This window comes from Motilibacter rhizosphaerae, from assembly GCF_004216915.1.
GTDB lineage: Bacteria > Actinomycetota > Actinomycetes > Motilibacterales > Motilibacteraceae > Motilibacter > Motilibacter rhizosphaerae.
This window is the reverse complement of sequence record NZ_SGXD01000002.1, coordinates 361548-374947: the sequence shown is the minus strand read 5'-3', so window position 1 is coordinate 374947 and position 13400 is coordinate 361548. Positions and strand designations below refer to the sequence as shown.

Sequence of the window (13400 nt, the reverse complement as noted above, 5' to 3'; positions counted from 1 at the left end):
TGTTTCCACCCGATGTCGCGTCGTGAACTCGACGTCAACACGCTTGCTGGAGGCGGTCGGGTCGGTGCCGTGCGTCGCCTCGGTATACCAGGAGCGCTGGCACACTGGTGGGGTGAGCGCGCCGACCCTGCCCGCCAGCGTGGCGCCCCTCCAGCTCGGGCGGCTGCGCGTCGACCTGCCGGTGGTGCTGGCGCCGATGGCCGGGATCACCAACCCGCCGTACCGGCAGCTCTGCCGCGAGGCCGCCGGCGGGCGCGGCGTGTTCGTCAGCGAGATGATCACGAGCCGCGGGCTCGTCGAGGGCGACCGCGAGACCCTGCACCTGCTCGAGCCGGCGCCGGGCGAGGTCCCGCGCAGCGTCCAGCTGTACGGCGTGGACCCGCACTACGTCGGCGAGGCCGTGCGCATCCTCGTGGCGGAGCACGGGGTGGACCACGTCGACCTCAACTTCGGCTGCCCCGTGCCCAAGGTCACGAAGCGCGGCGGGGGAGCGGCGCTGCCGTGGAAGCGCGACCTGCTGCGCGCGATCGTCCGCAGTGCGGTGGCCGCTGCCGGCGAGGTCCCGCTCACCTTCAAGACCCGCAAGGGGCTCGACGAGGAGCGGCTGACCTACCTCGACGCCGGGCGCATCGCCGAGGAGGAGGGCGTCGCTGCCGTCGCCCTGCACGGCCGCACGGCGATCCAGGGCTACAGCGGCGAGGCCGACTGGGAGGCGGTCGCCCGGCTCAAGGAGTCGACCAGCGTCCCGGTGCTCGGCAACGGCGACGTGTGGGAGGCCGACGACGCGCTGCGGATGCTCGCGCAGACCGGGGCGGACGGCGTCGTCGTGGGGCGCGGCTGCCTCGGGCGGCCGTGGCTGTTCGCCCACCTGGCGGCGGCGTTCGACGGGGCACCCCCGCCCCCGCAGCCCTCGCTCGGCGAGGTCGCCGCGACGGTCCGGCGCCACGGCGAGCTGCTCGCCGCGTGGACCGGGGAGGACCGCGGGCTGCGCGAGCTGCGCAAGTTCATGGCGTGGTACCTCAAGGGCTTCGCCGTGGGGTCCCACCTGCGCCAGCGGCTCGGCCTCGTGAGCAGCCTCGCCGAGCTCGACGCGCTGCTGGGCGAGCTCGACCCTGCCCAGCCGTTCCCCGAGGCCGAGCTCGGCCGCCCGCGTGGGCGGACGAGCCCGCAGAAGCGCCTGGCGCTGCCCGAGGGCTGGCTCGACGACCCCTACGGCACCTGCGCCGGGCTCGGTGCGGACGCCGAGCTGGCGGTCAGCGGCGGCTGACGCAGCCCGCGCACGGTCGCGCCCGGTGCGACGAGCGGCAGCACCTGCGCCAGCGGGGCCGGCCGGGCGAGCAGGAAGCCCTGGCCGAGCACGACGCCCAGCCGCTGCAGCTCGGCGAGCTGGTCGGCGCCCTCGATGCCCTCCACGACGAGCGGCTTGTCCAGGGCGCTGGCGAGCGAGCCGACCGAGCGGATGAGGTGCCCCGCGCGCGGGTCGCCCGGCAGGTCGGCGGTGAAGGCGCGGTCGAGCTTGATGATGTCGACGGGGAGCAGGCGCAGGGCCGCGAGCGAGGAGTGGCCCGTACCGAAGTCGTCGAGGGCGATGCGCACCCCGCGCCGGCGGAACTCCTCCAGGACCGGCACGGCAGCCGGCTCAGCCAGCGTCGTCTCGGTCACCTCGAGGATGAGCTGCACGTCCTCGCGGCTGCCGTGGCGCAGCTCGTCCAGCAGCACGCCGCGCACCAGCGCCGCCGCGGGCACGTTGATGCTGATCGAGACCTGCCGCCCGGCCGCCGCGTGCAGCGCCGCCCCGTCCGCGACCGCCCGCTGCAGCACCCACGCCGTGAGCTCGTCGACGACCCCGGACTCCTCCGCCTGCGGGATGAAGGCGTCGGGGGCCAGCAGCCCGCGCGTCGGGTGCTGCCACCGGATGAGCGCCTCGACGCCGTCGACGCGGCCCAGCGCCAGGTCGACGATCGGCTGGTAGTGCAGGACGAGCTCGCCGCGCTCGCCGGCGCCGCGCAGCTGCTCCGGCAGGTCGCGGGCCTCCATGTGCTGGCGGTGCATCTCGTCGGTGCAGCGGGCGTAGCGGTCCTTGCCGGCGCGCTTCGCGGCGTACATCGCGATGTCCGCGCGGCGCACCAGGTCGCCACCGCCGACCGCGACGCCGACGCTGGCGCCGACCGCGACCGTGCTGCCGCCGACGGAGACGGGGCGGGCGAGGTCGGTCACCACGCGCGCGGCCAGCCCCTCGGCCGTCGGACCGTCCGCCTCGGGCAGCAGCACGACGAACTCGTCGCCGCCGGGGCGCGCGACGAGGTCACCCGTGCGGACCGACCGGCGCAGGCGGTGCGCGACGGCCCGCAGCAGCGCGTCCCCGGCGTCGTGCCCGTGCTCGTCGTTCACCGCCTTGAAGCCGTCGAGGTCGATGAAGAGCACCGCGGCCCCCGGCCCGGCCTCGCGCAGGGCGCGGGCGAGGGCGGCGCCGTTGGCGAGGCCCGTGAGGCCGTCGACCGTGGCGAGCTGCTCGAGCTCGCTGACGAGGGCGAGGCGGCTCAGCGAGTCGCCGGTGAGGGTCGCGAGCAGGTCGAGCACGTCGACGTCGTCGTCCTGGTAGACCCGCGTGGCGGTGCCCTTGGGGGAGGCGGCCAGCCAGGGTCCGCCCTGCCCGAGCGGGCTGGCGATGCCGCCGTCCGGCCGCTCGCTGACGATGCGCACGTCGCTGTTGCCGAGCGCGTGCTCGCCGGCCTCGACCGCGCTGGCCAGGACCTCGCGCGAGTCGCGCGCCGCGTGCTGGGCCCGGGCGGCGGTGAACAGCGCCTGGAAGCGCAGCCGCTCGTCCTCCACGCCGCTGAAGGCGTGGCCCGCGTAGACCACGGTGACGAGCGGGACGAGCACGAGCGGGAAGGCCGCGGCGTCCTGGTGCAGGACGAGCGCGCCGAGGTAGCCGAGGCTGGCGCAGCCGCCCGCGCTCGCGAGCATGACCGGGGCGGTCTCGTCCCACAGCGCGCTGCGCAGGGGGGCGCGCCCGAGGACCGCGACCGCGACCGCGGACAGTGCGTAGTCCACGGCGTAGTACGTCGTCCCCGCCAGCGCCGCCGTGACCACCCCGAGCACACCGCTGGGGTTGGCGCCGGGGTCGCACAGGTGGGCGACCGCCAGCGCGGCGAGCCCGGCGAGCACGGAGTCGGCGGCGTTGAAGCAGCGCACCCACGGCCCGCGCTCGGTCGTGCCCTGGGCGACCGTCGTCGACAGCGCCCACAGCAGGGCCGCGTGCCGCGGCTCGGCGAAGGCGAGGAAGAGCACGACGACCGGGTCGAGCCCGATCTCGTAGCCGCTCGCGTGGCGCAGCACGACCAGCGGGTAGCGGGCGAGGACCGGCACGGCCAGCGCGGCCAGCCACCAGCCCGGCGCGGGCAGCGAGCACGGCACCCTGACGACCGTCAGGGCGAGCGCGAGCAGGGCGAGCGCGGTGAACACCGCGCGCGCCCTCAGGGGGATGCGCCCTGCCTCCGCCACGCGACCTCCGCGCGCTCGGTCGTCCAGCAGCCCGGGATGGATCGGCCGCCGGAGTCCCCGTCGGCAGGGACCGGGCACGACCTGAGCGGTAGCGTGGCACCCGATGAGCGAGGGCTACGCACCGTCCGACGCCGCCCGCTGGGTGCCCGAGCCGCCGCGCAAGCCCGCCGACGAGCGCCGCTCCCCGTACGCCCGCGACCTGGCCCGCCTCGTGCACGCGAGCGGCCTGCGCCGCCTCGCCGGCAAGACCCAGGTCGTGCACCCGTGGAGCGACGACTTCGTCCGCAACCGCCTGACCCACTCGCTCGAGGTCGCCCAGATCGGGCGCGAGGTCGCCCGCGCGCTCGGCTGCGACGCCGACGTCGTCGAGACCGCCTGCCTCGCCCACGACCTCGGGCACCCGCCCTTCGGGCACAACGGCGAGCGCGCGCTCGACGAGGTGGCCGGCCCGGCCGGCGGCTTCGAGGGCAACGCCCAGACGCTGCGCCTGCTCACGCGGCTCGAGGCGAAGTCGGCCGGTGCGGTGCCGGGCGGTGAGGTCCGCAGCGTGGGGCTGAACCTCACCCGGGCGAGCCTCGACGCCGCGACGAAGTACCCGTGGCTGCGCGACGACCCGCGCGCCGCCCGCGGCAAGTACGGCGCGTACGCCGCGGACGCCGAGGCCCTCGCGTGGGTGCGCGAGGGTGCGCCGCACGACCGGCCGTGCGTCGAGGCGCAGGTCATGGACTGGGCCGACGACGTCGCGTACTCCGTGCACGACCTCGAGGACGGCGTGCAGGCCGGCCTGGTCGACCTCGCCGCGCTCGGCGACCGCGACGAGGTGGCCGCCGTGGTCGCCGTCGCCACCAGGACGTACGCGCCGGGGGCGGACCCCGCCGCACTTGCCGCGGCGCTGGCCCGCGTGGTGGCGCTGCCCGAGTGGCCGACGGGCCACGACGGCTCGCGGGCGTCGCTCGCCGCGCTGAAGGGGCTCACCAGCACGCTGGTCGGCCGCTTCTGCACGGCGGCCGAGGACGCCACGCGCGGCGACGCCGGGACGGACGGCCCGCTCACGCGCTTCGCCTGCGAGCTCGTCGTCCCCGAGGGGACGCGGCTCGAGGTCGCGGTGCTCAAGGCCGTGGCCGCCCGCTACGTCATGGAGGCCGCCGGCCGCGCCGCCCAGCTCGAGCGGCAGCGCGAGGCGGTCGCTGCGCTGGTGGCGCACGCGCTCGAGCGCGGGCCGGAGCCCCTCGCCCCGGTCTTCGCCGAGGACTGGGCCGCCGCGAGGGACGACGCCGACCGCCTGCGAGTGGCCGTCGACGCGGTGGCGAGCCTCACCGACGCCTCGGCCGCGGCCATGTTCCTGCGTGTCGCGGCACAACCTCCGGGGGCTCCCACCGCATCGTTGTAGATGTACACATTTGCCACCCCAAGGGAGCAATTCCGTGCATCTCGGACGCAAAGCCGCCCTCGCCCTCCCGGCGGTCGCCGTCGCCGCGGCCCCCCTCCTGGTCTCGGGCAGCGGGACCGCGACAGCAGCACCTGCGCCCGCGGCGGCCAGCCGCACCGCGGTGATCCCGGGCATCCCCCGCACCCTCTACATCACCACCGAGCAGGGCAAGGTCGAGGTCGCGCCGCTGCTGCGCCCCGGCCGCTACCTCGTGCAGGTGCGCACCCGCGACGCGGTCCCGACCCAGCTCGGCGTCGTAGCGCCGATCGGGGCCTACACCAAGACGCAGTTCGTCCTGGACTACGCGCGCTACACGAGCAAGCTCAAGGCCGGCGACACCACCGGCGCCCAGGCCGAGTGGGACGCGCTCAACCGCCACGTCCGCTTCCTCGGCGGCATCGACATCGCGCCCGGCGGCCTCGGCCAGTTCGGCGACTACTTCACCAAGGGCGACTACTGGTTCTTCGCCGACCGCACGGGCGGCCCGACGCACGCCAACCGGATCGCCACGATGTCGATGAAGGGCGGCGTCGTCTCGGTCTTCCCGTACGCCGCGCCGCAGGCCCGGCTCACCTACCGCGGTGAGGCGCTGCGCCTGAGCCCGACGTCGCTGCCGTCGCACGGCTGGTTCTACCTCGCCAACGTCACCGGCGCGACGCGCGGCGCCCAGCTGTGGAAGGTCCCGACCGGGCTGTCCGCGGCGCAGGCGCTGTCGTGCATCACGACGGGCAAGGCCCTGCCGACGGTGACGGCCACCCCGTCCGCGTCGGCCAGCGCCTCCGCCAGCGCCTCGGCGAGCGCGTCGGCCTCGGCGAGCCCGAGCGCCAGCGCGTCGGCCACCCCGGCGACGAGCGCGTCGGCCTCGGCCAGCGCGAGCGCGTCGGCGAGCACCCACGCGTACGAGGTCACGCCGTCGGCGACCGCGAGCGCCTCGGCGAGCCCGAGCCCGACCACGGCGAGCCCGAGCCCCAGCACGACGACGGCCAGCCCGAGCCCGAGCGCCAGCACCGCGAGCCCGTCGGCGAGCGCGTCGCCGGTGGCGCAGACGTGCGCGAGCACGGCCCTGGTCTCCAGCACCGGCTACCTCAGCCTGGGCACCGGGACCCCCTGGTACTACTCGGTCACGCCGGGCGACTACGTCGTGACCGACGTCCGCAGCGACCGCGCCGGCTCGTCCCCGGCGGCGCGCGGCATCATCGCGCGCTTCAGCGTGGGCGGCTGACGCTCGTCCACACCCCGCAGGGCCGGCGCTCCTCGCGCCGGCCCTGCGGTGCATAGACTCCGCGCGTGGCGGGACGGATCCGGGACGAGGACGTCGCCCTCGTCAAGGAGCGCACCGACATCGCCGACCTCATCGGCGAGCGGGTCACGCTGCGCAGCGCGGGCGGCGGCAACCTCAAGGGGCTGTGCCCGTTCCACGACGAGAAGTCCCCGTCGTTCTCCGTCCGCCCGAGCGTCGGCGCCTTCCACTGCTTCGGCTGCGGGGTGGGCGGCGACGCCATCTCCTTCCTCATGCAGCTCGACTCCGTCTCGTTCGCCGAGGCCGTCGAGCAGCTCGCCGGGCGGGCGGGCCTCGAGCTGCACTACGAGGACGGCGACGGACCGGACCGGGCGCAGGCAGGTGCCCGCCGCCGCCTGCTCGAGGCGCACCGTGCCGCCGCGGAGTTCTACGCCGGCCAGCTGCTCGCGCCCGAGGCCATCGTCGGGCGCCGCTTCCTCTCGGAGCGCGGCTTCGACCGCGGCGCCGCCGAGCGGTTCGGGGTGGGGTTCGCCCCCCGCGACGGTGAGGCGCTGGTCCGGCACCTGCGCGGCCGCGGGTTCCGCGACGACGAGCTCGTGACCGGCGGCCTGGCCGGGCGGGGGAGCCGGGGTCTCTACGACCGCTTCCGCGGCCGGCTGGTCTGGCCGATCCGCGACTCCGCCGGCGCCGTGCTGGGCTTCGGGGCGCGTCGGGTGCTCGACGACGACCGGATCGAGGCGAAGTACCTCAACACCGCCGAGACCCCGATCTACAAGAAGTCCCAGGTGCTGTACGGCCTCGACCTCGCCCGCCGCGAGATCGCCAAGGGCCACCAGGCCGTGGTCGTCGAGGGCTACACCGACGTCATGGCCGCGCACCTGTCGGGCGTGCCGACCGCCGTCGCGACCTGCGGCACCGCCTTCGGCGAGGAGCACGCGCGCGTGCTGCGCCGCCTGCTCCTCGACGACGGCGAGGTGCGCGGCGAGGTGGTCTTCACCTTCGACGGCGACGAGGCCGGGCAGCGGGCCGCGCTGCGCGCCTTCGAGCTGGAGGAGCAGTTCTCCTCGCAGACCTTCGTCGCCGTGGAGCCCGACGGGCTCGACCCGTGCGACGTGCGGCTGCGCAAGGGCCCGGAGGCGGTCCGCGAGCTCGTCCGCCGCCGCGTCCCCCTCTTCGAGTTCGCCATCCGCAGCGCCGTCGGGCGCTACGACCTCGACACCGCCGAGGGCAGGGTCGCGGCCGCGCGCGCCGGCATGGACGTCGTCCGCCGCATCCGCACGGTCGCGCTGCGCACCGAGTACGCCCGCCGCCTCGCCGGCTGGGTCGGGATGGCCGACCCCGACGAGCTCGTGCGCCAGGCCGGGGGGACGCTCGGCGCGGCCCGCCGCCAGCCGCCGGCCCAGGGGTCGCAGGCGGGCGACCCGCAGGACGTCGTCCAGCGCGAGGCGCTGAAGCTCGCCCTCCAGGCCCCCGAGCACCTGCCGCCGCGCTTCGACGAGCTCGTCGTCGACGAGGTCTTCCCCGACCCCGCGTACGCCGCGGCGGCCACTGCCGTCCGCGCCGCCGGCGGCGTCACGGCCGCGCGCGCGGGTGAGGCGTGGGTCTCGGCCGTGCGGGAGGCGGCGGGGGAGGCGGCCGGGGTCGTCGCCGGTCTCGCGGTCGAGCCCCTGCTGCTGGGCAGCACCCCGGTCCCGCGCTACGCGGGGGAGGTCGCCGCCCGGCTGGAGATGCACGCGGTCGAGCGGGCGATCCCCGAGACGCTGCGTCGGCTCCAGCAGGTCGATCCCGCCGACCAGGAGGCGTTCGCGCGGGCGTCGGCGGACTACGTCCGGCTGGAGAGCGCTCGCCGCACCCTGCGTGAACGCGCGATGGGCGAAGGGTGAGGGAACCCCGCCGTACGGCGGAAGTCGTGTCCCTCTCGTGACCTTCTGGCACCCGATTAGCGGGCCCCCGGCGGCCGGCAAGGGGCAGACTTGTCCCGTGCCGATGAGCGCTCAGGGTCCTTCCGAAGCGGCGACCACGATGGTCGCGCAGCGCCTCCCGGGGCAGTCCACCGCGGTCGAGCCGGACGAGGTGCTGCCCGACCCGCTGGCCGTCGAGATCCCCGACACCCCAGCCGGTCTGGTCGCCGCCGCCGAGGAGGTGGAGCTCGACCCCGCTGCCGACCTTGCTGCCGACGCTGCCGCCGATGCGGCGGGCGGGCCGCTCGCGGTGCTCGAGGCCACCGGCTCGGTCACCGACCTCGTGCGGCTCTACCTCCGCGAGATCGGCCGGGTCCGCCTGCTGACCGCCGAGGAGGAGGTCAGCCTGGCCCGCGCGGTCGAGGCCGGCCTGTTCGCGCAGGAGAAGCTCACCGCCGGCGTCGACGACCCGGTGCTGCGCGCCGACCTCTGCACGGTCGTGCGCGAGGGCAGCCGGGCCAAGGACCACCTCGTCGCCGCGAACCTGCGCCTCGTCGTCTCGGTGGCCAAGCGCTACGCGGGGCGCGGGCTGCCGCTGCTCGACCTCATCCAGGAGGGCAACCTCGGGCTGATCCGGGCCGTCGAGAAGTTCGACTACGCCCGCGGCTACAAGTTCTCGACCTACGCGAGCTGGTGGATCCGCCAGTCGGTCAGCCGCGCGCTGGCCGACCAGGGGCGCACGATCCGCGTGCCCGTGCACATGGCCGAGAGCATCAACCGGGTGCTGCGCACGCAGCGCGCGCTCGCCCAGGACCTCGGCCGCGAGCCCACGCCCGAGGAGATCGGCCTGGCCGCCGACCTGCCGGCCGAGCGGGTGGTCGAGGCGCTGCGCAGCGCGCTCGAGCCCGTCTCGCTGCACCTGGCCGTGGGCGAGGAGGGCGGGTCCGAGCTCGGCGACCTCATCGAGGACGCGGAGGCCGTCGCGCCGCTCGACTCGGTCGTCTCGCGGCTGCTCAGCGACCACCTCGAGCAGGTGCTCGCGTGCCTCGGCGAGCGCGAGCGCCAGGTCGTCCGGCTGCGCTACGGCCTCGACGACGGCGAGGTCCACACGCTCGAGGAGGTCGGCCAGCGCTTCGGGGTGACCCGGGAGCGGGTCCGCCAGATCGAGGCGAAGACCCTCGCCAAGCTGCGCCAGCCGACCTACGCCACGCAGCTGCGCGACTACCTCTGAGCCTCAGGCGGCGGCCGCGAGCTTGGGCCGCCGGCCGCGTACGCCGCCCGCGTGCGAGCCCGCCAGCCGGCGCTCGCTCTCGTGCGCGGGGTTGCCGAGCAGCCGGAGCACCGCGGCCTCGATCTCGCCGTGGATCGCGGGCTCGCCGAAGCCCGCGTCGGCACCGAGCCGCTCGAGGTCGCCGGCGATGGTCACGCCGTCCTCGTACTTGTCGATGATGCGCGGGTCGATGTAGCTCTTGCGGCAGACGGCCGGGGTGTTGCCGAGGTACGTGCTGACCTCGGTCACGCCGCGGCTGACCGCCCGCTTGCGCGCCGTGGGGGAGTCCGCGACGCGCGAGGAGACCGCCAGCGCGACGGCCATGAGCACCGTGGCGTGCCAGGTGCGGAAGTCCTTGGCGCTGACGTCGTCGCCGGCGACCTGCTTGACGTAGTCGTTGACGTCGCCCGACTTCACGTCGACCCAGGTGCCGTCCTCGAGCTGGTACGCGAGCAGCTCCGGGTTGGGGTCGTCGCGGTCCAGCAGCAGCTGCACGACGGCGCGGACCTCGTCGTCGACGATGGACTGCACGCGCTCCTTCGAGCCCTTCGCGAGGTACTCGAAGACGATCTCGCGCCCGTCGACCGTCGTGTGCTCGCGCCGCAGGGTGGCGAGGCCGTAGGTGCCGTTCTCCTCGGCGTACTCCTCGCTGCCGACGCGGAAGAACCCGAGGTCCAGCAGGCGGAACGCGCAGGCGAGCGCCCGGTCGCGGGGCATGCCCTCGAGACCGAGGTCGCTGGCCGCGCGCTCGCGCGCCGCCGGCAGCCGCTCCGCGAACTGGAGCACGCGGTCGTGCTTGGCCTTGTCGCGCTGCTCGCGCCACTGGTCGTGGTAGCGGTACTGGCGCCGGCCCGCGGCGTCGGTGCCGAGCGCCTGGATGTGGCCGTTGGGCCACGGGCAGATCCACACGTCCTTCCAGGCCGGTGGCAGGACCAGCGCGTCGATGCGCGCCTTGACGTCCGGCTCGTCGACCTTGCGGCCGTCCGGCCAGGAGTACGCCCAGCCCCGCCCGGCGCGCCGCCGGCGGATGCCGGGGCCGCTGCAGTCGGCGCGCCGCAAGCGGGGCAAGGCTCAGGCCTCCCTGATGTGCATCGCGGCCTCTTCGGGCGAGAAGTCGGTCTCGCCGTGCAGGCTCGCCGAGGCGACGAGGTCGGGCTCGTCGTCGGTGGACGCGCCCTCGTCAGGCTCGACGAGGCGGCCGGCCGGCTGGTCGGTCGCGCTCAGCACGTCGGGGTCGCCGGACTCGTCGACGAGCCCGTCGGCCTCGCGGGGGAGGTCGTCACGCGGCTCGGCGATGGTGTCCGGCACCTCGCGGGCCAGCTTCTGCTCGAGCGACTCGCCCTCGATCTGCTCCTCGACCGTCGTGCCCACGGCGTCGACGCCGAGGTAGCGGTCACCGGGCAGCGCGGGCTCCTCCGGGTCGACCAGGCGGTCGCGCTCGGGCGCCGCGTCGTCGACGACGTCGGGGAACGCCGGGTCGTTGGTCCAGCTCTCGGGGTTCGGGATCGTCACCGGCTACAGCCCCATCCGGTCGCCGGTCCCGCCGACCCCGTCACCGGTGGCCACGCGGCCGTCGACGTCGAGGACGAGGACGCTGTCCAGGTCGTCGTGCGGCGCGGCGTGCTCGGGGCCCTGCCCGTGCACGGCGCTGCTCACCTTGCTGGCGGCCTTGTCCTTGGCGGTGCTCGCCAGGTCGGTGGCCTGCGACTTCGCCTTGTCAGCGACCGACTGCACCTTCGCGTTGCCCGCGAAGGAGCGGTAGCCGCGGGCGATCTGCTCGTAGCGCTCGCGCCCGGCCCTGGCGCCCAGGACGTAGCCGGTGGCGAAGCCGGCGAGGAACGTGAGTCTGCGCATGGTGCGCCTCCTCCTCGTGCTGTGCCGGCGGTCTCGGCTGACCGCCGTCGTCTGGTGGAGGGGTTCCCGCTGGGCTCGGCGCCGACACCTGGGGGAGATCACCGGAGGCACCCCGGCGCGACACGGCTCGTAACGATCCTGTTGCGTGCGCGCAGGTCCGTGCCCGCGTCCGCCGAGACTGGTCTGCATGACGCATCCCGCGCCCGACGGGCACCTCGAGTTCGTCCGCACCCTGGAGCGCCGCCTCGCCACGGCCGCGCCGATGCAGCTGCCCGAGCACGACGCGATCATGGCGGAGATGTTCGTGCAGGCCCAGGCCGCGCTGCCGCCCCTGGCCTTCCACGCGTGGGCCGCCTGCTCGTTCGGCGTGCGCCGGGGGCTCGTGACCGACGAGGAGATCGAGGCGATGGGGGACGACCCGTACGTCGTGCTCTTCGAGCTCGAGCGGCGCGGCGTCCTGCAGGAGATGCAGCAGATCGTCCTGCCCGAGCCGCGCGACGGCGGCGGCTCGTAGGGGAGGGGCTCCCACACTTGGACTCGAACCAAGAACCTGCCGGTTAACAGCCGGCTGCTCTGCCAATTGAGCTATGTGGGACCGCGACGCGCCGGGTGACCGGCGGCGTCGGAGGACGAGCGTACAGCATCGGGCGGGAGGCCTCGCCGCCGTCCGGCTCTGGCAGCATGTGGGGGCTCCGGGGCGGTAGCTCAGCCGGTCAGAGCAGGGGACTCATAATCCCTGGGTCGTGGGTTCGAGCCCCACCCGCCCCACTCCCGCGTGCCCGCCCTACGCTCGCCGGGTGCCCGGACGCCGCTGGTCGCTCGCGGCCCTGCTCCTGGTCGCGGCCTGCTCCTCGGGTGGTGGGGCCGGCGCCGGACCGTCACCCGCCGCGCTGGCGCAGGAGGCCGGCTGCGCGACGTCCACGCCGGCCGAGGGTGATCTCGAGCTGTACGTCCGAGCGGAGGCCGACTGCGCGGCAGGCGGCGAGGAGCTCGCCTTCCGCACGTTCGCCAACAACGGCAACCGCGACGACTGGCTGAACGCCGCCCGGAGCTTCGGCGGGGTCTTCGTCGTGGGGGACCGCTGGGCGGTCAACGTCGACAGCAGGTCGCTCGCCGACCGGATCGCCGCAGCGACGGGCGGCACGGTCAGCTGACCCCGAGCGGCAGGGTGCGCCCGGCTCCAGCGCCGGCACGGCGGCGCGCGTACCGCCACTCGACGAGGATGACCAGGAGCGCGACGAGCGCGCCCACGACGGTCTCGACCCCGCGGTCCCACAGCAGTCCGCCGGCGGGACGGGGTGCCGCCACCTGTCCCATGAGCAGGGCCATCGGCGTGATGGCGAGCAGCGCCAGCCCGTAGTGCCGCCCGACGAGCGTCTCGGTGACCACCTGCAGGACGCCGACGACCGCCACCGTCGCGTACGGGCCGAGCCCCGGCGCGAGCAGCGCGGCCGCGAGCACGAGGCCGGCGAGCGTGCCGAGCACGCGGTGCAGCCCGCGGACGAGCCGTGCCGTCACGGTCGGCCCGGTGAGCGGGGCCACCGCGGCGACCGTCGCCCAGTACGGGTGCCCGACGCCCCACGCCGTGACGAGCAGGCCGGAGGCGAGCGCTGCCCCGGCGTACGGCACGGCGGGGGAGAGCGGTACCGGGCGCCAGGGCAGGGGTCGGGCGCGCGGCGTCCACGGTGCCGTCGTCCCCACGAGCACGGCGGAGGCGGCGGACGCGGCACAGACGGCGAGCGCGACCGGCACCTGCGACGCCGGGCGGGGGACGGACGCGACTGCGCCGAAGGCGAAGACGAGGAACAGCGGGCCCGGCGGGTGCCAGCCGCGGGCCGCGGAGAGCAGCGCGCCGAGGCCGGCGACGAGCGTGACGCCGGCGACCGCGTACCAGGGCCGGCCCGGCAGCGCGGAGACGGCAGCCCCGGCGACCACGACGAGCACGAGCGCGAGCCCGGCCTCGAGCTGCATGACGAGCCGGGCGAGCGCGGTGGTGGTGCGGCCGTAGAGCGAGGCGAAGGCGCCGAACGCCGCGTACGCCGACCAGGCCGGGTGCCCGAGCGCGAGGACGGCGAGGAGCGGCACCGCGACGCTGAGCCCTGCGCGCAGCCCGACGCGGTGCGCCCCGGGAGCGGGGCGCACCGCGAGGGACTCGGTCCAGAGGAGGTGGAGCCGCCGGTGCACGACCACCTCCTGCCCGGC

At 75.7% G+C, this 13400-nt stretch carries 12 protein-coding genes and 2 tRNA genes; 8 read left to right on the top strand and 6 right to left on the bottom strand.

Annotated features, from left to right (window positions below; translation table 11 throughout):
• Nucleotides 1-112: 112 nt before the first annotated feature.
• Nucleotides 113-1267 carry a tRNA dihydrouridine synthase DusB gene (gene dusB / locus EV189_RS07280; protein WP_231116161.1) on the top strand — a complete coding sequence of 385 codons (1155 nt, stop codon included), beginning with the start codon at nucleotides 113-115 and terminating at the stop codon, nucleotides 1265-1267.
• On the opposite strand, the gene EV189_RS07275 is transcribed toward dusB, so the two are convergent.
• On the bottom strand, nucleotides 1210-3504 hold the full coding sequence (locus EV189_RS07275) for a putative bifunctional diguanylate cyclase/phosphodiesterase (protein ID WP_130492268.1): 2295 nt from the start codon (nucleotides 3502-3504) through the stop codon (nucleotides 1210-1212). The genes dusB and EV189_RS07275 overlap by 58 nt on opposite strands.
• A gap of 103 nt (nucleotides 3505-3607) precedes the next feature.
• On the opposite strand from EV189_RS07275, the gene EV189_RS07270 reads away from it, so the two are divergent.
• The 4 genes from EV189_RS07270 to EV189_RS07255 all read left to right on the top strand — a co-directional run bounded on the left by EV189_RS07270 (nucleotide 3608) and on the right by EV189_RS07255 (nucleotide 9305).
• Nucleotides 3608-4894: a deoxyguanosinetriphosphate triphosphohydrolase gene (locus EV189_RS07270; RefSeq protein WP_130492267.1), complete on the top strand. Its 1287-nt coding sequence runs from the start codon at nucleotides 3608-3610 to the stop codon at nucleotides 4892-4894.
• 34 nt (nucleotides 4895-4928) lie between these two features.
• On the top strand, nucleotides 4929-6155 hold the full coding sequence (locus EV189_RS07265) for a hypothetical protein (protein WP_130492266.1): 1227 nt from the start codon (nucleotides 4929-4931) through the stop codon (nucleotides 6153-6155).
• A 65-nt stretch (nucleotides 6156-6220) separates the two neighbouring features.
• Nucleotides 6221-8056 carry a DNA primase gene (dnaG, locus tag EV189_RS07260; protein WP_130492265.1) on the top strand — a complete coding sequence of 612 codons (1836 nt, stop codon included), beginning with the start codon at nucleotides 6221-6223 and terminating at the stop codon, nucleotides 8054-8056.
• Nucleotides 8057-8159: 103 nt separating this feature from the next.
• The gene (locus EV189_RS07255) at nucleotides 8160-9305 is read left to right on the top strand and encodes an RNA polymerase sigma factor (protein WP_331250669.1); all 1146 of its coding nucleotides are present in this window, start codon (nucleotides 8160-8162) and stop codon (nucleotides 9303-9305) included.
• A 3-nt stretch (nucleotides 9306-9308) separates the two neighbouring features.
• Here the strand turns inward: EV189_RS07255 and EV189_RS07250 are convergent, their stop codons facing one another.
• From EV189_RS07250 to EV189_RS07240, 3 genes are read right to left on the bottom strand one after another with little or no spacing between them, the layout of a single operon-like run.
• Nucleotides 9309-10403 (bottom strand): DNA topoisomerase IB, encoded by a 1095-nt coding sequence (locus EV189_RS07250; protein WP_231116160.1) that lies wholly within the window; start codon nucleotides 10401-10403, stop codon nucleotides 9309-9311.
• A gap of 12 nt (nucleotides 10404-10415) precedes the next feature.
• Nucleotides 10416-10856: a DUF5709 domain-containing protein gene (locus EV189_RS07245; RefSeq protein WP_130492263.1), complete on the bottom strand. Its 441-nt coding sequence runs from the start codon at nucleotides 10854-10856 to the stop codon at nucleotides 10416-10418.
• 3 nt (nucleotides 10857-10859) lie between these two features.
• The gene (locus EV189_RS07240) at nucleotides 10860-11198 is read right to left on the bottom strand and encodes a YtxH domain-containing protein (protein WP_130492262.1); all 339 of its coding nucleotides are present in this window, start codon (nucleotides 11196-11198) and stop codon (nucleotides 10860-10862) included.
• 187 nt (nucleotides 11199-11385) lie between these two features.
• On the opposite strand from EV189_RS07240, the gene EV189_RS07235 reads away from it, so the two are divergent.
• Entirely contained in the window at nucleotides 11386-11712 is a 327-nt protein-coding gene (locus EV189_RS07235; RefSeq protein ID WP_130492261.1) for a hypothetical protein, read from the top strand.
• Between the two features lie 8 nt (nucleotides 11713-11720).
• Here EV189_RS07235 and EV189_RS07230 read toward each other — a convergent pair.
• Nucleotides 11721-11793: transfer RNA gene (locus EV189_RS07230), tRNA-Asn, on the bottom strand.
• 99 nt (nucleotides 11794-11892) lie between these two features.
• On the opposite strand from EV189_RS07230, the gene EV189_RS07225 reads away from it, so the two are divergent.
• Nucleotides 11893-11966: transfer RNA gene (locus EV189_RS07225), tRNA-Ile, on the top strand.
• 29 nt (nucleotides 11967-11995) lie between these two features.
• Nucleotides 11996-12352, top strand: coding sequence for a hypothetical protein (locus EV189_RS07220; RefSeq protein WP_130492260.1), 357 nt, complete (start codon nucleotides 11996-11998; stop codon nucleotides 12350-12352).
• Here EV189_RS07220 and EV189_RS07215 read toward each other — a convergent pair.
• A complete protein-coding gene (locus tag EV189_RS07215; RefSeq protein WP_130492259.1) occupies nucleotides 12345-13382 on the bottom strand; it encodes an FUSC family protein in 1038 nt (345 codons plus the stop codon). The two genes, EV189_RS07220 and EV189_RS07215, sit on opposite strands and share 8 nt — an antisense overlap.
• Between the last annotated feature and the right edge of the window lie 18 nt (nucleotides 13383-13400).